Below are 18,499 nucleotides of genomic sequence, written 5' to 3' on the forward strand. Positions count from 1 at the left end.
TCCTCGCGGGATGAAAAACACACTCCCCCTCAGCCTGATCGCGGCGCTCGCGCAGAACCGCGTCATCGGCATCGACAACAGCATGCCCTGGCACCTGCCGGGTGATTTCAAATACTTCAAGGCCACCACGCTAGGCAAGCCGATCATCATGGGTCGCAAGACCTGGGATTCGCTGGGCCGGCCGCTGCCGGGCCGGCTGAACATCGTGGTCAGCCGCCAGGTTGGCCTGGTGCTGGAAGGCGCCGAGGTGTACCCATCGCTGGAAGCTGCCATCACCCGCGCCGAAGCCTGGGCGCAAGCGAATGGCGCCACGGAACTGATGTTGATTGGTGGGGCGCAGTTGTATGCGCAGGGGCTGGACCTGGCCGACCGCCTGTACCTGACCCGCGTAGCGGCCAACCCGGCGGGCGATGCCTGGTTCCCTGAATACGACGAGAGCCAGTGGCTGCTGGCAGCCAACACCGAAAACCCGGCCGTGGGCGAAGCCCCGGCGTATGCCTTCGAAGTCTGGGACCGCCGCTAACCTGTCGCCGCGCCAGCCTTCGTGGGAGCTGGCTTGCCAGCGAGCTTTTCGGGGCCTCAACAGCTCGCTGGCAAGCCAGCTCCCACAAGCGTTTACCGGTGCGCCAGGTCGGCGTGCTCGTCGGCGTCCAGCAGCGCCCGATCCGTCTGCTGCAACACCTGGCTGGCAATGGTACCCGCCGTCATCGAACCGCTGACGTTCAACGCCGTGCGGCCCATGTCGATCAACGGCTCCACCGAAATCAGCAACGCCACCAGCGACACCGGCAGCCCCATGGCTGGCAGCACGATCAGCGCTGCGAACGTCGCGCCACCGCCCACGCCCGCCACGCCGGCCGAGCTCAGGGTGACAATAGCCACCAGGGTGGCAATCCACATCGGGTCCAGCGGGTTGATGCCCACGGTGGGTGCCACCATCACTGCCAGCATGGCCGGGTACAAGCCTGCGCAACCGTTCTGGCCAATAGTGGCGCCGAACGAGGCGGCGAAGCTGGCGATGGATTGCGGAATGCCCAGGCGCTGGGTTTGCGCCTCGATGCTCAGCGGGATAGTGGCGGCGCTGGAGCGGCTGGTGAAGGCGAACGTCAGCACTGGCCACACCTTGCGGAAGAAGCGCAGCGGGTGCACGCCGGCGATGCTCAGCAGCACGCCGTGCACCATGAACATCAGCGCCAGGCCGATGTACGACACCAGCACGAAACTGCCCAGCTTGAGGATGTCCTGCAGGTTGGAGCTGGCGACCACCTTGGCCATCAGCGCCATCACGCCGTAGGGCGTCAGCTTCATCACCAGGCGCACCAGGCGGGTGACCCAGGCTTGCAGGGTTTCGATGGCGCTGACCACTTTCGCGCCTTTTTCGGCGTCATCTTTCAGCAGTTGCAGGGCGGCCACGCCCAGGAAGGCGGCGAAGATCACCACGCTGATGATCGAGGTTGGCTTGGCCCGGGCCAGGTCGGCCACCGGGTTCTGCGGCACGAACGACAGTAGCAACTGCGGGATATTCAGGTCGCTGACCTTGCCGGCGTAGTCGCTCTGGATCGCCTGCATGCGTGCCAGCTCTTGCGTGCCGGCCACCAGGCCCTCGGCGGTCAGGCCGAACAGGTTGGTCAGGCCCACGCCGATCAGTGCGGCGATCAGGGTGGTGAACAGCAGCACGCCGATGGTCAGGAAGCTGATCTTGCCCAGGGACGAGGCGTTGTGCAGGCGCGCCACGGCGCTGAGGATGGAAGCGAAGATCAGCGGCATCACGATCATCTGCAGCAACTGCACGTAGCCGTTGCCCACCAGGTCCAGCCAGCCGATGGTGGTTTTCAGCAGCGGGTTGCCCTGGCCGTAGATGGCGTGCAGGGCGCTGCCGAACAGCACGCCCAGCGCCAGGCCGATGAGGACCTTCTTGGCTAGGCTGAATTGGGTACGGCTGGTTTGCGCCAGGCCTAGCAGCAGGGCCAGGAACACCAGCAGGTTGAGTAGCAAGGGCAGGTTCATTGAAGCTCCAGGGGGATTGATTCCGGCGCTTGCGCCTCTGACGGACGCTGGCCAACCACAAACTCTAACACCCTGAATTTTCTGTTATTTATACAAAGATCGAATGAGCTAAGTCGTTTTTGGAATAAGAGGGTGACGCTTTCAGCTATGCACGTGGCGTGAACGGGCCCCTCGCCGTCGTGCTCAAGCCAGAGTTGTCATGAGCGTTTGCTACGGTCGGTGCATCACTCTGGGGAGCACCACCGATGAAGCCACTGCGTAACCTGATTGCCGTCACCCTGAGCCTGGCACTGGCCAGCCCGGTCTTCGCCACCGAGCTCAAGCACTGGCCTGCCGCCCAGGCCAAGCAGCTGGACGCGATGATTGCGGCCAACGCCAACAAGGGCAATTACGCCGTGTTCGACATGGACAACACCAGCTACCGCTACGACCTGGAAGAGGCGCTGCTGCCGTACCTGGAAAACAAGGGCGTGCTGACCCGCGAGAAACTCGACCCGTCGCTGAAGCTGATCCCCTTCAAGGACACCGCCGACCACAAGGAAAGCCTGTTCAGCTACTACTACCGCCTGTGTGAAGTGGATGACATGGTCTGCTACCCGTGGGTGGCGCAGGTGTTTTCCGGCTTCACCCTGACCCAGCTCAAGGGCTACGTGGACGAGATGATGGCCTCGGACAAGCCGGTACCGGCCACCTATTTCGAGGGCGATGTGGTGAAGACCATGAACGTCGAGCCGCCCAAGGTGTTCACCGGCCAGGCCGAGCTGTACAACAAGCTGATGGAAAACGGCATCGAGGTGTACGTGGTGACGGCGGCCTCGGAGGAGCTGGTGCGCATGGTGGCGGCCGACCCCAAGTATGGCTACAACGTGAAGCCGCAGAACGTGATTGGCGTGACCACCTTGCTGAAAGACCCCAAAACCGGCGAGCTGACCACGGCGCGCAAGCAGATCGCAGCCGGCAAGTATGACCCCAAGGCGAACATGGGCATGGAGCTGACCCCCTACCTGTGGACCCCGGCCACCTGGATGGCGGGCAAGCAGGCGGCGATCCTGACCTATATCGATCAGTGGAAGAAACCGGTGCTGGTGGGTGGCGACACGCCGTCGAGCGACGGCTACATGCTGTTCCACAGCGTGGACGTGGCCAAGGGCGGGGTGCACTTGTGGGTCAACCGCAAGGCCAAGTACATGGACCAGTTGAACGGCATGATCAGCAAGAATGCGGCGGCGCAGGCCAAGGAAGGGTTGCCGGTGACGGCGGACAAGAATTGGGTGATTGTGAAGCCCGAGGAAATCCAGTGATGTTCACATAATTTCGGGGTGGATCGCTGATGTGGGAGCTGGCTTGCCAGCGAGTTTTGGGGAGGCCCGAAAATCTCGCTGGCAAGCCAGCTCCCACCGGTCGTCTGTTACAGCCCGTCCAGCATCGCCTTGTTGCGCACCGCGCCCTTGTCGGCGCTGGTCGCCAGCAGGGCGTAGGCCTTCAGTGCGGTGGTCACTTTGCGTGGGCGGATTTCGACCGGCTTCCAGCCTTTCTTGTCCTGTTCCACGCGGCGTGCCGCCAGTTCTTCGTCGCTGACCAGCAGGTTGATCGAACGGTTCGGGATGTCGATCAGCACCTTGTCACCATCCTGTACCAGGCCGATGGCGCCGCCGGCAGCGGCTTCCGGCGAGGCGTGGCCGATGGACAGGCCCGAGGTACCGCCCGAGAAGCGACCGTCGGTCAGCAGGGCGCAGGCCTTGCCCAGGCCCTTGGACTTCAGGTACGAGGTGGGGTACAGCATTTCCTGCATGCCCGGGCCGCCTTTCGGGCCTTCGTAGCGGATGATGACAATGTCGCCTTCCTTCACTTCGTCGGCGAGGATGCCGCGCACGGCGCTGTCCTGGCTTTCGAAGATCTTGGCGTTGCCTTCGAACACATGGATGGACTCATCCACGCCGGCGGTCTTCACCACGCAGCCGTCCAGGGCGATGTTGCCGTACAGCACGGCCAGGCCGCCTTCTTTCGAATAGGCGTGCTCGAAGCTGCGGATGCAGCCGTTCTCGCGGTCGTCGTCCAGGGTTTCCCAGCGGGTCGACTGGCTGAAGGCGGTCTGGGTCGGGATGCCGGCCGGGCCTGCCTTGAAGAAGTGGTGCACCGCTTCGTCGTCAGTCTGGGTGATGTCCCACTTGGCAATGGCTTCTTCCATGCTGCGGCTGTGCACGGTAGGCAGGTCGGTGTGCAGCAGGCCGCCACGGGCCAGCGAACCGAGGATGCTGAAGATGCCGCCGGCGCGGTGCACGTCTTCCATGTGGTACTTCTGGATGTTCGGCGCCACTTTGCACAGCTGCGGCACTACGCGGGACAGGCGGTCGATATCGCGCAGGTCGAAGGCGATCTCGGCTTCCTGGGCGGCGGCCAGCAAGTGCAGGATGGTGTTGGTCGAACCGCCCATGGCGATGTCCAGCATCATGGCGTTCTCGAACGCCTTGAAGTTGGCGATGTTGCGTGGCAGCACCGAGTCGTCGTTCTCGATGTAGTAGCGCTGGCACAGCTCGACGATGGTGCGGCCGGCCTGCAGGAACAGCTGCTCGCGGTCGCTGTGGGTAGCCAGGGTCGAACCGTTGCCCGGCAGGGCCAGGCCCAGGGCTTCGGTCAGGCAGTTCATGGAGTTGGCGGTGAACATGCCCGAGCACGAACCGCAGGTAGGGCAGGCGCTACGCTCGTACTCGGCGACTTTCTCGTCAGAAGCGCTGGAGTCGGCGGCGATGACCATGGCGTCCACCAGGTCCAGGCCATGGCTGGCCAGCTTGGTCTTGCCGGCTTCCATCGGGCCGCCGGAGACGAAGATCACCGGGATGTTCAGGCGCAGGGCGGCCATCAGCATGCCGGGGGTGATCTTGTCGCAGTTGGAGATGCAGACGATGGCGTCGGCGCAGTGGGCGTTGACCATGTACTCCACGGAGTCGGCGATGATCTCGCGGCTCGGCAGCGAGTACAGCATGCCGTCATGGCCCATGGCGATGCCGTCGTCGACGGCGATGGTGTTGAATTCCTTGGCCACGCCACCGGCGCGTTCGATCTCGCGGGCTACCAGCTGGCCCAGGTCCTTCAGGTGCACGTGCCCCGGGACGAACTGGGTGAACGAGTTGGCGATGGCGATGATCGGCTTCTTGAAGTCGGCGTCCTTCATCCCCGTGGCGCGCCACAGGGCGCGGGCGCCGGCCATGTTGCGGCCGTGGGTGGACGTTTTCGAGCGATAGTCAGGCATGGAGCACTCCGGGCGGCTAATCAGGTATCAGTAAGGGAGTGAGCTTCTCTTGTCCTTTGCAGCGGCGACAGGTAGCTGCCACTGCGGATGAGGTCGGTGACGCTGCAGGATCGCTGCGCGCTCGACCGGAGCTCATAAACCCGCCGGGGGATGATTGGCGATGAATAGCTCGATTCTACACCGCTGGCGGCCGGATGGAATGCCAGGAACGACCACGTGCGTCTGGCCGGCGATTTGTAGGACGTTTCTGATTTTGCTGGAAGGGGTATTTTAGCCTTGCCTACCTGGTTACTATCCCCGCGCCGCATGTGCGGCTGACGAGAATTCATCCCCATGGACCACCCCAGTTTAAGTTCCTTCGAGAACCACATTCTGGCCCCGACCGCAGCGGCGGCGGGCCTGCCTGTGAGCTGACGCGTCCGCTCGCCAGGCAGCCCTGCGCCGCTGACTGGAGAGCAACACATGACTACCCTGAACTACGAAATCGATTCGCAACGCAACCGCGCCCAACTGGAGCGTGACGACCTGCGCAAGCTGGCCACCTACCCCGAGGACAGCGCCGGTGCGCTGATGACCAGCGGCTATTCCACCGTGGGCGTGCACCTCAGTGCCGCCGAGGCCATCGACAGCCTGCGCCGCGAGGCGGCCGACGCCGACACCATCTACCAGACCTACGTACTCGACGAGCAGCGCTGCCTGCTGGGCACCCTGTCCCTGCGCGAACTGATCCTGGCTGCGCCGCAGGTGCGGGTGGGCGACCTGATGATCACCCCGGTGATCAGCACCCGGGTCGATGCCGACCAGGAAGAGGTGGCGCGGCTGATCCGCCATCACGACCTGCTGGCCCTGCCCATCGTCAACGGCGACGGCGCGCTGGTAGGCATCGTCAGCTGTGACGACGCCCTCGACGTGGTGGTGGAAGAGGCCACCGAGGACTTCCACAAGGGGGCGCTGATCGGCAAGCACCTGGGCAACATCGCCACCGCCTCGGTGGGCGTGCTCTACCGTAAACGCGTGCTGTGGCTGGTGCTGCTGGTGTTCGGCAACCTGTTCTCCGGCGCCGGCATCGCCGCCTTCGAGGACGTCATCGCCGCTAACATCGTGCTGGTGTTCTTCCTGCCGCTGCTGGTGGACAGCGGCGGCAACGCCGGCGCGCAATCGGCCACGCTGATGGTGCGCGCCCTGGCGACAGGCGATGTGGTGATGCGCGACTGGCTGCGCCTGCTGTGGCGCGAATGCTCCGTGGCGCTGTTCCTGGGCGTGACCATGGCCGTGGCCGTGGCCCTGCTGGGCGCCATCCGCGGCGGCTGGGACATTTCATTGATCGTCGCCAGCAGCATGCTGGTCATCGTGCTGATCGGCAGCCTCATCGGCATGAGCCTGCCGTTCATGTTCAGCCGCCTGCGCATGGACCCGGCAGTGGCCAGCGGCCCGCTGATCACCTCCATCGCCGATGCGGCGGGGGTGTTGGTGTACTTCGGGATTGCTTCGATGGTGCTGGATCTCTGAAACCCACCCCGCGTAGCCGCTGCCGCAGGCAGCGGCTACGCCTTGGCTTTCAGCCGGCTCGAGGAATGCTGAATCAGCCAGATCCTCAGGCCAAGCCCCAGTGACACGCATAGCAGGGCGATGCTTTGGATATTCATGTACCACGCCACATCCACAACTTGCGGTGTTATGAGATAGACCACGGGGATCAGTGTCGAGAAGATCATGACATTGACCGCTATCTGAGGGGTCAAAGTGTCCCCTGCACCGCGCAGGTGCCCCATTGCAAGCGAGAGCAATCCGTTGCTGAAAAGGAACAGCAGAAGGGTAATGAATAGTGTGCCTGACGGGACCAGCACTGATCCTCCCACAAACTCCAGCAGCCATTCACCCAGCAGTACGCCCACAGTGGCAAAGATCAGTGTGATCAGGCAGAGCCACGACAACCCCATCCAGTATGAATGGTGCCTATCAAGGAGCGTCTTGCTGATGTACAGGCTGTGTGCCTGGCCCAATGCGACGTAAGGCAGCAAGAGCAAGCCGGACAGGGTCATGAACACTGACAACTGGGATATCAGGTTGGTGTCCAGCACCGCCATGCGCTCATTGAGCAGATAGAAATAGAGCTTTTGTCCAGCCAGGCCAATCGCGACCGGCAACCCGAGCTTGAACAGGATGGCAGTGGTCCTGGCGTTGTATCGGGGCGCTATGGAGAGCCCGCGTGCGCGGGAAAAAATAATTAGCGTCAGAAACGTGATCAGTTCGATGACCACGAAATAGCTCATGCCGATCGCAAGTAGGTGTTCCTCGCCATAAATCCAGGCAGGAATAAGGAATGCGATGCCGGCGCACGTCGCGAAGGTTTTCGTTTTTGCACATGCGGCAGCATTGCCCGCGCCCTCATGAAATAAATGCAGAAACGTATTGATGACCGCCATCGGGATACAGGCGGTATAGATGAGCGCCAGGTATGTGATGGTATAGGGGCAGAGCGTCTGCGCTCCGGGAAACCAAGATATCATGCTGGCCAACGCTATTGACAGCAGGGTCGCTGTCGCTGCGATGGTGCATGAAAGGAACAGCCCGGCGCTGAATGTTGCCTGTGATGAATGCTTGTCTTGAGAGGGGGCCGCGATTACGTTCCCTGCGGCGGAGAGACACATGGAAGTAATGGCCGAAATGATGGAGAACAGTGCCAGCGTATAAGCAAAAATTGCCAGCCCATCGCTGTCGTTGCGGGCCAGGATTGAAAATACCAGACTTACACCAATGATCGGCACTGTGCGGCTGACGAGGATGGGGGCATAGTTTTTTTTGAGGTGTTCGTTGTAGCTCATTGGTTCAAGACCAGATTGAGATCATACGGTCTCCGAATTCGTGCTCGTACAATTTTTGCCTCTGCTCGAAAGCGATCGCAAGGTTGTTGAAGTCTGATTCGCCTCTTGTTCCGAAATAGGGGTAGTGGTGGAAGTAAGAACCGAAAATTTTCATGCAATCTTTGTTGTACTGTCTGGTGTCAAGAATGTGGTGGTGCCAAACTTCATCAACCTCAAGGAGTGGCGGGATGACGGGGTATGTGGAAAGATATTTTTTATTTAGGAATAAAAAATTCTTGTAGTACTGAATGGCTATTTCAGCTTCGGCGTCTGACCACTGGCGGCACAGCAACGGGTCATAGGATGTTAATTTTTTGTGTATTAAGCTTAGGTCCATAATGTTTATATGTTTTACAGCCTCTTCGAGTGATGGTGTTGTTGCCGATGATGGCTTGCCTTTCATGTGCGGAAGCGTGTCGACAATTAGCGAATAAGGGTCTTTCATTGCTGTCATCCTGTCGTGGGACTGCCGGCGCCAGGCGCCGGCATATTTTATTACCAGCTGCCGCCACCTTGGCAATGACCACCACCGCCATTGTTGGACGCTTTAGCCTGGACAAGCTTTTGCGCGGCTGGCGAGAGAGTTTGTGCTGGAATAACGGAGATGGTTTGGGCTTGTTTCATTTGGTTTAACTCCATGTTTTAAGTTTTTGTCGCTGCAGTGACAGTGCAGATAGTAGGAGGATTTGTGGGGGTGTCAATGCACGAAAGGTTTTTACTGCAATTTTTAACTGCTTAGGAAAATTCCTACATATTTTTATTTTGAAGTTTGGCGAGATAAATATTTTTTGTTTTGGTTTTACACTCCTGTTGTCTCGTTTTTATGTTTGACTTGCCTCCACTTTTTTTCGGAAAGTGGGCTGGCCCAGCCACATTAATGCGTCAGTCCAGCGCGAGGTTTTAGGGCCGGTAGCATGCTCAAATCAAATGGATGCTGGCTTGAACAGGCTATGAGTCGCTACAAGCCCTACCACGCAAAGCCCAAAAAACACTACTCCCAGGATGACTTCAAAATCGGCCGCCACCAGGCTGATCGCCGCGCTGCCTAAACCCCCTGCCACCAACAGCAGCGTGTTCAACACCGACGCCGATGCCCCCGCGCTTGCCGGTACCAGCTCCATGGCGCGGGAGGTGGCAGCCGGGCGGGCGATGGTGGTGCCGGCGGTGCAGATCATCATCGGCAACAGCACGGTCGCCACGCTGCGTTCGGTGGCCAGGCCCAGTACCAGCATGGCCAGGCCCGCGGCGCCAATCAGCAGTAAGCCGGTGTACAGCTGATGGCGGTGGCTGACGCTGCGGCTCATGCGGCTGGCCAACAGGCCGCCCAGCACATAGGCCGCGCCGTAGCCCAGCAGGGTCAGGCCGAATTCAAGCTGCGACAGTTGGAAGTAGTCGAGGAAGATCAGCGGCGAGATGGCAATGAAGGCGAAGTGGCAGGTGAATGCAATGGCGGCAATCAGTGAGAAGCCCATGAATGCACGGTTCAGGAACAATTCGCTGTAGGCGGCCACCAGGGTCTGGCTTTTGCGCACGGCCCCACGCGCAGGCGGCAGGACGCGCATGGCCTGCACCAACACCCCCAGGGCAATCAATGTGAACACATGAAAACTGGCTTGCCAGCCGAACAGGTGCTGCAACAGCGCGCCGGCCAATGGCGATAGCGAGATCAGTACGCCGCTGGCAGTGGCGACCAGAATGCGGGCGCGTTCGCGTTCGCGGCCTTCGAACAGGTCCTGCACCAGCGCGTTGAGCAGCACGAAGCAGCCGCAGCCGATGGCTTGTACCGTGCGGAACACGATGAAGGTGGTGAAGGTGTCAGCGTTCGCGCAGCCAATGGAGCCGATGATCGAAATGCCCAACCCCAGCACCAGCAGCCCCTTGCGCCCAACCCGGTCTGACAGTGGGCCGACAAAGAATTGCGACAGCGCGACTCCCAGCGCAAACACACTGATGCTCAGCGCAATGTCGCGGGTAGGGGTGGCGAAGTGGCTGGACAGCGCGGGGAAGGAGGGCAGGACAACGTCGAGGGGGAATACGGCGAGCAGCACCATGGCCAGAATAAGGGCCATCACGGACTGTTTGGATAGGGCAGACATGAGCTAGGCCTTTTTGAAAGCGAAGGCTACTCGTATCTAATTCGTGGTCAATAGCGGCAAGATCACGAAATTTCCCAAGTTTTTGTAGGAATAATCGTAGCGCTGCCGCAGGCTGCGCTGGCCCTGTGCCTCGCTGAAAATCTCCAGTGAGCACTAGGGCCAGCGCAGCCTACGGCAGCGGCTACGCGGCGTTTCTCATTGCTGAGCAGGCATCAGCTATTCGGCAGCAACCGGCAAGTGATGCTCTTGATGTAGCGGGTTTCCGGAATAGCCGGGTGTACCGGGTGGTCCGGGCCCTGGCCGCCGCGTTCCAGCAGCTGGATGTTGCGGTCCAGGTGGCGGGCGCTGGTCAGCAGGATGTTCTGCAGGTCGTCTTCAGGCAGGTGCATGGAGCACGAGGCGCTGACCAGGATGCCGTCCTTGCTGAGCAGGCGCATGGCCTGTTCGTTCAGGCGGCGGTAGGCGCCTTCGCCGTTCTTCAGGTCTTTCTTGCGCTTGATGAAGGCGGGCGGGTCGGCAACGATCACGTCGAAGCGCTCCTCGGAGGCCTTCAGTTGCTTCAGGGCTTCGAACACGTCGCCCTCAACGCAGGTGACCTTCTCGGCGAAACCGTTGAGGGCGGCGTTGCGCTCAACGCCGTCCAGGGCAAAGCCCGAAGCGTCGACGCAGAACACTTCGCTGGCGCCGAAGGCACCAGCCTGCACGCCCCAGCCACCGATGTAGCTGAACAGGTCGAGCACGCGTTTGCCCTTGACGTACGGGGCCAGGCGGGCGCGGTTCATGCGGTGGTCGTAGAACCAGCCGGTTTTCTGGCCTTCCATGACCGGTGCCTGGAATTTCACGCCGTTTTCTTCCAGGTCGACCCACTCCGGCACCACGCCGAAGGCGGTTTCCACGTAGCGTTCCAGGCCTTCGGCGTCACGGGCTGCCGAGTCGTTCTTGAACAGGATGCCGCTTGGCTTGATGACCTGGATCAGCGCGGCCATGACGTCGGCCTTGTGCTGTTCCATGGTGGCCGAGGCCAGCTGTACCACCAGAATGTCGCCGAAACGGTCGACAACCAGGCCCGGCAGCAGGTCGGAATCGCCGTACACCAGGCGGTAGAACGGCTTGTCGAACAGGCGCTCGCGCAGCGACAGGCAGACGTTCAGGCGGTGCACCAGCAGCGACTTGTCCAGCGGCAGCTTGGCGTCGCGCGACAGCAGGCGGGCGCAGATCAGGTTGTTGGGGCTCATGGCGACGATGCCCAGCGGCTTGCCACCGGCGGCTTCGAGCACGGCCTGGTCGCCGGCCTTGAAACCATGCAGGGGCGTGGCGGCTACGTCGATCTCGTTGCTGTAGACCCACAGGTGACCGGCGCGCAGGCGGCGGTCGGCATTGGCTTTGAGGCGAAGGCTGGGCAGGGACATGAAGTCGCTCCGGGGAAAAAAGAGCGGGAGTATAGCGTGAACGCAAATGGCAGGCTTGCCGGCTTGACGAATAGCTTCTGCGTCGCTCTGTGGGAGCGGGCTTGCCAGCGAGCTGTTGAGGTCCGAAAAGCTCGCTGGCAAGCCAGCTCCCACAAGGACAGTGATTTTCACGGGGTATCGGTTTCGATACGTGAAAGGTAGTGGCCACTTGTCATGAATCATATCGCTAGCGGTTGTGCCGGCGCCCCTCGCAAGGGTTAAAATCGCACCTCAGTCCAGAGTGTGTACTTATGTCCCAAGAGCTTTCAGAAGAACAGATCCAGCAGGCCTTGCAGGGGATCAGTGTGCCGCCTCAACCGCAGATCATGGTAGACCTGCAGATGGAGCAGTACATGCCCGACCCGGACCTGGAAGTGATCGCTCGTCTGATAGCGCAGGACCCGGGCCTGTCGGGGGCGCTGCTGAAGATCGTCAACTCGCCGTACTACGGGCTGTCGAACAAGATCGCCTCCATCCAGCGCGCGGTGAACCTGCTGGGCAGCCGCTCCATCATCAACCTGATCAACGCCCAGTCGATCAAGGGCGAGATGAGCGACGAAACCATCGTCACCCTCAACCGTTTCTGGGACACCGCCCAGGACGTGGCCATGACCTGCCTGACGCTGGCCAAGCGCATCGGCTCCCAGGCGGTGGACGAGGCCTACGCCCTGGGCCTGTTCCACGACTGCGGCATTCCGCTGATGCTCAAGCGTTTCCCCGACTACATGAGCACCCTGGAGCGCGCCTACGCCAACGCCGGCCCCGAACTGCGCGTGGTGGACACCGAAAACCAGGCGTACAACACCAACCACTCGGTGGTGGGCTACTACACCGCCAAGTCCTGGCGCCTGCCCGAGCACCTGGGCAACGCCATCGCCAACCATCACAATGCCCTGGCGATCTTCAGCGATGACTCGAACCAGAACAGCCAGTTGAAAAACCTGCTGGCGATCCTGAAGATGGCCGAACATATCTGCTCGTCGTACCGCGTGCTGGGCAACCAGAACGAAGACCACGAGTGGAATACCATCAGCCATCTGGTGCTCGACTACGTAGGGCTGTCGGACTACGACTTCGAGAACCTGAAGGAATCCATCCGCGAGCTGGGCGCGCGCTGACGCTACCCGCCGCTCTGCAACGAGCCTTCCATGCCTGAATTGCCTGAAGTCGAAACGACCCGCCGGGGCATCGCGCCCCACCTTGAGGGGCAGCGCGTGAGCCGCGTGATCGTGCGCGACCGGCGCCTGCGCTGGCCGATCCCCGAAGACCTGGATGTGCGCCTTTCGGGGCAGAAGATCATCGGCGTGGAACGGCGGGCCAAATACCTGCTGATCAACGCCGAGGTGGGCACGCTGATTAGCCACCTGGGCATGTCCGGCAACCTGCGGTTGGTGGAGGTGGGCCTGCCGGCGCTGAAGCACGAGCACGTCGACATCGAACTGGAGTCGGGCCTGGCCCTGCGCTACACCGACCCGCGGCGTTTCGGCGCCATGCTCTGGAGCCTCGACCCGCTCAACCACGAATTGCTGGTGCGCCTGGGGCCGGAGCCGCTGACCGCGCTGTTCGACGGTGAGCGGCTGTTCCAGCTATCGCGGGGCAAGAGCATGGCGGTGAAACCGTTCATCATGGACAACGCCGTGGTGGTGGGGGTGGGCAACATCTACGCCACCGAGGCGCTGTTCGCCGCCGGCATCGACCCACGGCGTGAGGCCGGCGGTATTTCCCGGGCGCGGTACTTGAAGCTGGCCATCGAGATCAAGCGCATCCTGGCCCACGCTATCGAGCGTGGCGGCACCACCTTGCGTGATTTCATCGGTGGTGACGGCCAGCCGGGCTACTTCCAGCAGGAGCTGTTTGCCTACGGGCGCGGCGGCGAAATGTGCAAGGTGTGCGGCAGCACCCTGCGCGAGGTGAAGCTGGGCCAGCGCGCCAGCGTGTACTGCCCGCGCTGCCAGAAGTAAGCGGTTACGCGCCGGGCCTGACAACCCGGCAGACGCTGATATAGTGAAGAATCAAGTAGCCGCAAACGCCCCGCAAAAGGACTGTGCCATGAATTGCTTCCGCTCCCTGTCCCTCGTACTGATGCTGTGCCTGGGCCTGCAGGCCTTGCCCAGCCTGGCCGACGAAATGCAGGAAAGCAGCGGCAGCGGCGACCCGGTGTACCAGGTGCAGAGCCCGCCTGCCTTTTCCATGATCGCCGACCTGATTATCGCCCGGCCGTTGCTGATTGCCGCCACGGCCGTCGGCGCAGCGGTGTTCGTGGTGTCGCTGCCGTTCACTGCCTTGGGCGGCAACGTCAAGGACGCCGGCAAGGCGCTGGTGGTCGCCCCGGGCAAGGCGGCCTTCGTGCGTTGCCTGGGTTGCACCGGCGACGGCTACGGCAAGCGCCAGTAACCGCCACGCCGGTCACGGGTTGGCCGGCATAACCTCGGAAACACCCACGCCACGCGGGTCGCTGGCAGCTTCCACTTTGCCGTCATTCTTGTGCCACAGCAGCACCTGCTGGTTGCCGTAGGCGCGGCTGGTCTGCTTGAGGCTGTAGCCACGGCCCTGCAGGTCGGCCAGTTGAGCCTCGGTGAAGGCGCCCGGCTCGTACTCCACCACGTCAGGCAGGTACTGGTGATGGTAGCGCGGTACCGCCGGCCAGGTGGGCACCGGCTGGCCATCCAGGTACTGCAGCATCGACAGCAGCACCATGCTCGGAATACGGCTGCCGCCCGGCGTGCCGAAGGCGGCGAAGCCGTCGGGGCTTTCGATGAAGCTGGGGCTCATGCTCGACAGCGGGCGCTTGCCAGGTGCCACGGCGTTGGCCTGGCTGCCGGCCAGCCCGTAGGCGTTGCTGCCGTGGGGGTCGGCGGCGAAGTCGTCCATCTCGTCGTTGAGCACCACGCCGGTACCGGCAGCGGTAAAGGCCGCGCCGAATGGCAGGTTTACCGACAGCGTGGCGGCCACGGCGTTGCCCTGGTTGTCGAGCACGGCGAAATGGGTAGTGTGCTCGCCCTCACGCCAGGCCGGGGCGGGCGGCAGCTCGGTACTGGGCGTGGCTTGCTGCGGGTCGATGCTGGCGGCCAGGCTTTTCAGGTAGGCGGGAGCCAGGAGCGCCTGGGTCGGGTTGTTGATGAAATCCGGGTCGCCCAGCTGGCTGCGGTCGCGATAGGCGCGGCGCAGGGCTTCCACCACGTAATGCACGCGCTGCACCGGCTCGGCCTGGCGCCATGGCACCTGCTGCAAAATGGCCAGCGACTGGGCCAGGGCGATGCCGCCGGCCGAGGGCGGCGGGGCGCTGATCAGCTCACGCTGGTCGGCCAGGGCAAAGCGCAGGGGGGCGCGGCTGGCCACCTGGTAGTCGGCCAGGTCCTTCAGGGTCCAGATGCCACCACCGGCCTGCACGGCCTTGACCAGCGCCTGGGCCGTGGGCCCGGCGTAATAGCCGTCGCGGCCCTGTTCGGCCAGGCGGGTGAGGGTCTGAGCCAGTTCAGGCTGGCGCAGCACTTCACCGATGGCCGGTACCTCGCCGTCGCGCAGGAACAGGCGCGCAGTTTCCGCGTCGTCGCGCATGGCGGCCAGGCGCGCGGTGGCCCAGGCGCGGTATACGCGGTCCACGGCAAAGCCCTTGTTGGCCAGGCGAATGGCCGGCGCCAGCGAGTCTTTCAGCGGCAACTTGCCGTAATGCGCAGCCAGTTCCACCAGCGCTGCCGGCAGGCCGGGAATGCCGCTGGCCAGCGCGCCGGTGGTGGACAGCCCTGGCTGCTGCTTGCCGTCGCGCAGGTACATGTCGGCGCGGGCCGCCAGCGGTGCCTTCTCCCGGGCGTCGAGGAAACGGTAGGTGGCCGGGGCGCCGGCCTGGCGCAGCAGGAAATAGCCGCCACCGCCCAGCCCGGACGCATAGGGCTCCACTACCGCCAGCGCAGCGCTGACGGCAATGGCGGCGTCAAAGGCGTTGCCGCCCTGGGCGAGGATTTTCTGCGCGGCGGCGGTGGCCTGCGGGTGCGGGCTGGCGATGGCCGCCGCAGCCGGCAGCGGCTGGGCGTGGGCCAGGGCGGAGCAGCACAGCAGCAGCGCGCCGAACAGCAGGGAGCGGGTGTTCGGCATGGGCTACTCCTCCTTGAGCGGCAAGATCAGGCTTTGCCGGTGATCTTGCGGTATTTCTCCATCAACTGCTCTTCGGTTTCCGGGTGGGCTTCATCCAGGGGGATGCAGTCCACTGGGCACACCTGCTGGCACTGCGGTTCGTCGTAGTGGCCGACGCACTGGGTGCACAGGTTAGGGTCGATCACGTAGATCTCTTCGCCTTGGGAAATCGCGGCGTTCGGGCACTCGGGTTCGCAGACGTCGCAATTGATGCAATCGTCGGTGATGATCAGGGACATGGGTACTCCGGCCGGGGCCTTGGCCCGGGCATATGAACACTAATTGTGCGCAATTGTGCCGCATAAGCGCGCGCAGTGCACGCTTATGCAGGACGGCCGGTGCTGGCTACTTCTTGAAGCGCAGGGTCAGTGCCTCGGCCACGGCCGGGTGCACGAACTTGGTGATATCGCCACCCAGTGCCGCTATTTCCCGGACCAGGGTCGAGGAAATGAACGAATAACGCTCGGACGGGGTCAGGAACAGGCTTTCCACCTCCGGGGCCAGCTGGCGGTTCATGTTGGCCAGCTGGAACTCGTATTCGAAGTCCGACACGGCACGCAGGCCGCGCAGGAATACGTTGGCGCCCTGCTCCTTGGCGAAGTGCGCCAGCAGGGTGGAGAAGCCGACCACCTCGACGTTGGGCAGATGCTTGGTGACCTCGCGCGCCAGTTCCACCCGTTGTTCCAGGGGGAACAGCGGGTTTTTCTTGGGGCTCGCAGCCACGGCAATGACCACGTGGTCGAACAGGCGCGAGGCGCGTTCGACCAGATCGCCGTGACCCTTGGTGATGGGGTCGAAGGTACCTGGGTACAACACTCGGTTCATCGCGTCGTCCTGGCGGGAATCCGTTGGGGACTGGGATGGTATCGCAGCATTCCCGGCCGGCCAAGTCGGCGTGCAGGGTATATCGGACTATAGACAGGTTTGGCGTTCACTGATTGCTAGCTGGAAATCTGTCCATGTCGGCGGCCGCGGGCGCTGTGGCGGTGGGGCGGGACGCCGCCTGCGGCAGCTGCTACGGGGGCGCGCGCATCCCGCCGATTGCGTCGTTTGCAACGCGGTTTCTGTAGCAGCGGCCGCAGGCCGCGTCATGGCCTCAGGCGCTGGGCCAGCAGGCTGCTCAACTGCGCGCTCAGGCCGTACACCGACAGCTGCGGGTTGGCGCCGATGCTGGTGGGGAACAGCGAGCCGTCGTGGATGGACAGGTTTTCCAGCTGGTGGTGCCGCCCCAGGCTGTCGGTGACCGCGCGGGTGGGGTCTTCGCCCATGGCGCAGCCGCCCATGACGTGAGCGCTGCCCAGGCGCGTGCGGAACAGCTCCAGCGGCAGGCTGGCGATCAGCTGCCGGGCTTCGTCGAGGCTTTTCGCTGGCCGGGCGTCGTTGTGCAGCGGCAGCACGCTTCGCGCGCCGGCGGCAAACTGGATCTCGGCCATGCTCAGGAAGGCCCGGCGCACGCCGTCCCAGGCGTAATCGGAAACGTGGTAGTCGAGCACCGGCGAGCCATCGTCGCGTAGCTCCACGCTGCCGCCCTGGCTATCGGGGTGAAAACCGTCGCGCAGCAGTGCCAGCATCATGTGCGTGTGGGGCAGTTGCGCCATGCGCTCGGCGCTTTCCTGGCCAAAGCCGCCCAGCAGGGTGCTGGCCAGGGCCGGTTGCAGCGGCGGCACTTCGAGCTTGTAGGCCATGGGCCCGGTGGTGCCGTGCAGCCACTGGAAATGGTCGGAATAGATCGACTGCGGCGCGCCATAAAAGGGGTTGATTACCTGTTCGAACAGCCCGGCGGAAAAATTCACCAGGTGCAGGAAGGTGCGCTTGCCCAGCCGGTCGTGAGGGTCTGGCGCCTTGGAGCGCAACAGCAGCGCCGGGCTGTTGATGCCGCCGCCCGCCAGCAGGTAGTGGCGGGCCTTGAGGGTGATGGTCTTGCCGGTGGGCGCCACGCAGCGCTCGTCCATGGCCACGCATTGCAGGCCGGTCACCCGCGTGCCGTCGATCAGCAGGCGCTGGGCGCGGGTGAGGTAGAGCAGCTCGGCGCCCTTGTCCAGCGCGGCGGGAATGGTCGTTACCAGCATCGACTGCTTGGCATTGGTGGGGCAGCCCATGCCGCAGTAGCCCAGGTTCCAGCAGCCGCGCACGTTGCGCGGGATGACCTTCCAGCTATAGCCCAGGGCCTCGCAGCCGCGGCTGATGACCTCATTGTTGGCGTTGGGTGGCATCAACCAGGGAGCCACGCCCAGGCGTTGTTCCATGCGTTCGAACCACGGCGCCATGTCGTCGGCACTGTGGCCCTTGACCTGGTGCTCACGCGCCCAGTGCTCCAGGGTCTGCGGCGGCGTGCGGAAGCTGGACGTCCAGTTCACCAGGGTAGTGCCGCCCACCGCGCGGCCCTGCAGGATGGTGATGGCGCCGTCCTTGCTCATGCGGCCGATGCCTTCCTGGTACAGGCTGGCGTAGGCCTGGGGCTCGATCATCTTGAAGTCGCTGCTGGTCTTCAGCGGGCCTTCCTCGACGATCAACACCTTGAGCCCGGCCGCACTGAGAATTTCGGCAGCGGTGCCGCCACCGGCGCCGCTGCCGATGATGACCACGTCGGCGTCCAGGGTCAGGTCCTGCTCCAGGCGCGAACCATCACGGGTTTTCCAGCCGCGGGCCATGCCGTCGCGGAACAGATCGGGTACGGGCATCAAAGGCTCTCTTATTGTTGTG

Annotated in this window: 17 protein-coding genes; 6 read left to right on the forward strand and 11 right to left on the reverse strand. The window is 63.0% G+C overall.

Features of this window, described 5'->3' with window-relative positions; all coding sequences use genetic code 11:
- Positions 1-10 precede the first annotated feature (10 nt).
- A complete protein-coding gene (locus AC0SZ7_RS01880; protein WP_475502732.1) occupies positions 11-523 on the forward strand; it encodes a dihydrofolate reductase in 513 nt (170 codons plus the stop codon).
- A 92-nt stretch (positions 524-615) separates the two neighbouring features.
- On the opposite strand, the gene AC0SZ7_RS01885 is transcribed toward AC0SZ7_RS01880, so the two are convergent.
- Positions 616-2,007 (reverse strand): L-cystine transporter, encoded by a 1,392-nt coding sequence (locus AC0SZ7_RS01885; protein WP_475502733.1) that lies wholly within the window; start codon positions 2,005-2,007, stop codon positions 616-618.
- A 245-nt stretch (positions 2,008-2,252) separates the two neighbouring features.
- On the opposite strand from AC0SZ7_RS01885, the gene AC0SZ7_RS01890 reads away from it, so the two are divergent.
- Positions 2,253-3,308, forward strand: a complete 1,056-nt coding sequence (locus tag AC0SZ7_RS01890; protein WP_475502734.1) for an HAD family hydrolase — start codon at positions 2,253-2,255, stop codon at positions 3,306-3,308.
- A 107-nt stretch (positions 3,309-3,415) separates the two neighbouring features.
- Here AC0SZ7_RS01890 and ilvD read toward each other — a convergent pair whose 3' ends face one another.
- Complete coding sequence (gene ilvD, locus AC0SZ7_RS01895) at positions 3,416-5,257, reverse strand: dihydroxy-acid dehydratase (RefSeq protein ID WP_475502735.1); 1,842 nt, start codon at positions 5,255-5,257, stop codon at positions 3,416-3,418.
- A 462-nt stretch (positions 5,258-5,719) separates the two neighbouring features.
- Here ilvD and mgtE point away from each other — a divergent pair, with 462 nt between their 5' ends.
- Positions 5,720-6,766 carry a magnesium transporter gene (mgtE, locus tag AC0SZ7_RS01900; protein WP_475502736.1) on the forward strand — a complete coding sequence of 349 codons (1,047 nt, stop codon included), beginning with the start codon at positions 5,720-5,722 and terminating at the stop codon, positions 6,764-6,766.
- A gap of 35 nt (positions 6,767-6,801) precedes the next feature.
- Here mgtE and AC0SZ7_RS01905 read toward each other — a convergent pair whose 3' ends face one another.
- The 5 genes from AC0SZ7_RS01905 to AC0SZ7_RS01925 form a co-directional block, all read right to left on the reverse strand.
- Positions 6,802-8,082 carry a hypothetical protein gene (locus tag AC0SZ7_RS01905; protein ID WP_475502737.1) on the reverse strand — a complete coding sequence of 427 codons (1,281 nt, stop codon included), beginning with the start codon at positions 8,080-8,082 and terminating at the stop codon, positions 6,802-6,804.
- Between the two features lie 4 nt (positions 8,083-8,086).
- Complete coding sequence (locus AC0SZ7_RS01910; protein WP_475502738.1) at positions 8,087-8,566, reverse strand: glycine-rich domain-containing protein; 480 nt, start codon at positions 8,564-8,566, stop codon at positions 8,087-8,089.
- Between the two features lie 50 nt (positions 8,567-8,616).
- Positions 8,617-8,745, reverse strand: coding sequence for a hypothetical protein (locus tag AC0SZ7_RS01915; RefSeq protein ID WP_475502739.1), 129 nt, complete (start codon positions 8,743-8,745; stop codon positions 8,617-8,619).
- 299 nt (positions 8,746-9,044) lie between these two features.
- The gene (locus AC0SZ7_RS01920; protein ID WP_475502740.1) at positions 9,045-10,217 is read right to left on the reverse strand and encodes an MFS transporter; all 1,173 of its coding nucleotides are present in this window, start codon (positions 10,215-10,217) and stop codon (positions 9,045-9,047) included.
- Between the two features lie 212 nt (positions 10,218-10,429).
- Positions 10,430-11,626 carry a class I SAM-dependent rRNA methyltransferase gene (locus tag AC0SZ7_RS01925; protein ID WP_008364826.1) on the reverse strand — a complete coding sequence of 399 codons (1,197 nt, stop codon included), beginning with the start codon at positions 11,624-11,626 and terminating at the stop codon, positions 10,430-10,432.
- A 344-nt stretch (positions 11,627-11,970) separates the two neighbouring features.
- Between AC0SZ7_RS01925 and AC0SZ7_RS01930 the strand changes: the two genes are divergently transcribed.
- From AC0SZ7_RS01930 to AC0SZ7_RS01940, 3 genes are all read left to right on the forward strand, one after another.
- The gene (locus AC0SZ7_RS01930; RefSeq protein WP_475502974.1) at positions 11,971-12,783 is read left to right on the forward strand and encodes an HDOD domain-containing protein; all 813 of its coding nucleotides are present in this window, start codon (positions 11,971-11,973) and stop codon (positions 12,781-12,783) included.
- A gap of 30 nt (positions 12,784-12,813) precedes the next feature.
- The gene (mutM, locus tag AC0SZ7_RS01935) at positions 12,814-13,626 is read left to right on the forward strand and encodes a bifunctional DNA-formamidopyrimidine glycosylase/DNA-(apurinic or apyrimidinic site) lyase (RefSeq protein ID WP_475502741.1); all 813 of its coding nucleotides are present in this window, start codon (positions 12,814-12,816) and stop codon (positions 13,624-13,626) included.
- An 88-nt stretch (positions 13,627-13,714) separates the two neighbouring features.
- Positions 13,715-14,059: a multidrug transporter gene (locus tag AC0SZ7_RS01940; RefSeq protein WP_475502742.1), complete on the forward strand. Its 345-nt coding sequence runs from the start codon at positions 13,715-13,717 to the stop codon at positions 14,057-14,059.
- A gap of 12 nt (positions 14,060-14,071) precedes the next feature.
- Here the strand turns inward: AC0SZ7_RS01940 and ggt are convergent, their stop codons facing one another.
- From ggt to AC0SZ7_RS01960, 4 genes are all read right to left on the reverse strand, one after another.
- The gene (gene ggt, locus AC0SZ7_RS01945; protein WP_475502743.1) at positions 14,072-15,757 is read right to left on the reverse strand and encodes a gamma-glutamyltransferase; all 1,686 of its coding nucleotides are present in this window, start codon (positions 15,755-15,757) and stop codon (positions 14,072-14,074) included.
- Between the two features lie 26 nt (positions 15,758-15,783).
- The gene (locus tag AC0SZ7_RS01950) at positions 15,784-16,035 is read right to left on the reverse strand and encodes a YfhL family 4Fe-4S dicluster ferredoxin (protein ID WP_003195146.1); all 252 of its coding nucleotides are present in this window, start codon (positions 16,033-16,035) and stop codon (positions 15,784-15,786) included.
- Between the two features lie 106 nt (positions 16,036-16,141).
- Positions 16,142-16,621, reverse strand: coding sequence for a pantetheine-phosphate adenylyltransferase (coaD, locus tag AC0SZ7_RS01955; protein WP_027980147.1), 480 nt, complete (start codon positions 16,619-16,621; stop codon positions 16,142-16,144).
- Between the two features lie 263 nt (positions 16,622-16,884).
- Complete coding sequence (locus AC0SZ7_RS01960; protein ID WP_475502744.1) at positions 16,885-18,477, reverse strand: GMC family oxidoreductase; 1,593 nt, start codon at positions 18,475-18,477, stop codon at positions 16,885-16,887.
- Positions 18,478-18,499: the final 22 nt, after the last annotated feature.

The sequence above is a fragment of the Pseudomonas sp. JC1203 genome, assembly GCF_056175065.1.

What these genes read in the sequence shown, in the direction of transcription:
- AC0SZ7_RS01915 (WP_475502739.1), bottom strand. Translation starts at nt 8,745, where the DNA reads ATGAAACAAGCCCAAACCATCTCCGTTATTCCAGCACAAACTCTCTCG.
- ggt (WP_475502743.1), bottom strand. Translation starts at nt 15,757, where the DNA reads ATGCCGAACACCCGCTCCCTGCTGTTCGGCGCGCTGCTGCTGTGCTGC.
- AC0SZ7_RS01960 (WP_475502744.1), bottom strand. Translation starts at nt 18,477, where the DNA reads ATGCCCGTACCCGATCTGTTCCGCGACGGCATGGCCCGCGGCTGGAAA.
- mutM (WP_475502741.1), top strand. Translation starts at nt 12,814, where the DNA reads ATGCCTGAATTGCCTGAAGTCGAAACGACCCGCCGGGGCATCGCGCCC.
- AC0SZ7_RS01885 (WP_475502733.1), bottom strand. Translation starts at nt 2,007, where the DNA reads ATGAACCTGCCCTTGCTACTCAACCTGCTGGTGTTCCTGGCCCTGCTG.
- AC0SZ7_RS01905 (WP_475502737.1), bottom strand. Translation starts at nt 8,082, where the DNA reads ATGAGCTACAACGAACACCTCAAAAAAAACTATGCCCCCATCCTCGTC.
- ilvD (WP_475502735.1), bottom strand. Translation starts at nt 5,257, where the DNA reads ATGCCTGACTATCGCTCGAAAACGTCCACCCACGGCCGCAACATGGCC.
- AC0SZ7_RS01920 (WP_475502740.1), bottom strand. Translation starts at nt 10,217, where the DNA reads ATGTCTGCCCTATCCAAACAGTCCGTGATGGCCCTTATTCTGGCCATG.
- mgtE (WP_475502736.1), top strand. Translation starts at nt 5,720, where the DNA reads ATGACTACCCTGAACTACGAAATCGATTCGCAACGCAACCGCGCCCAA.
- AC0SZ7_RS01925 (WP_008364826.1), bottom strand. Translation starts at nt 11,626, where the DNA reads ATGTCCCTGCCCAGCCTTCGCCTCAAAGCCAATGCCGACCGCCGCCTG.
- AC0SZ7_RS01880 (WP_475502732.1), top strand. Translation starts at nt 11, where the DNA reads ATGAAAAACACACTCCCCCTCAGCCTGATCGCGGCGCTCGCGCAGAAC.
- coaD (WP_027980147.1), bottom strand. Translation starts at nt 16,621, where the DNA reads ATGAACCGAGTGTTGTACCCAGGTACCTTCGACCCCATCACCAAGGGT.
- AC0SZ7_RS01910 (WP_475502738.1), bottom strand. Translation starts at nt 8,566, where the DNA reads ATGAAAGACCCTTATTCGCTAATTGTCGACACGCTTCCGCACATGAAA.
- AC0SZ7_RS01940 (WP_475502742.1), top strand. Translation starts at nt 13,715, where the DNA reads ATGAATTGCTTCCGCTCCCTGTCCCTCGTACTGATGCTGTGCCTGGGC.
- AC0SZ7_RS01890 (WP_475502734.1), top strand. Translation starts at nt 2,253, where the DNA reads ATGAAGCCACTGCGTAACCTGATTGCCGTCACCCTGAGCCTGGCACTG.
- AC0SZ7_RS01950 (WP_003195146.1), bottom strand. Translation starts at nt 16,035, where the DNA reads ATGTCCCTGATCATCACCGACGATTGCATCAATTGCGACGTCTGCGAA.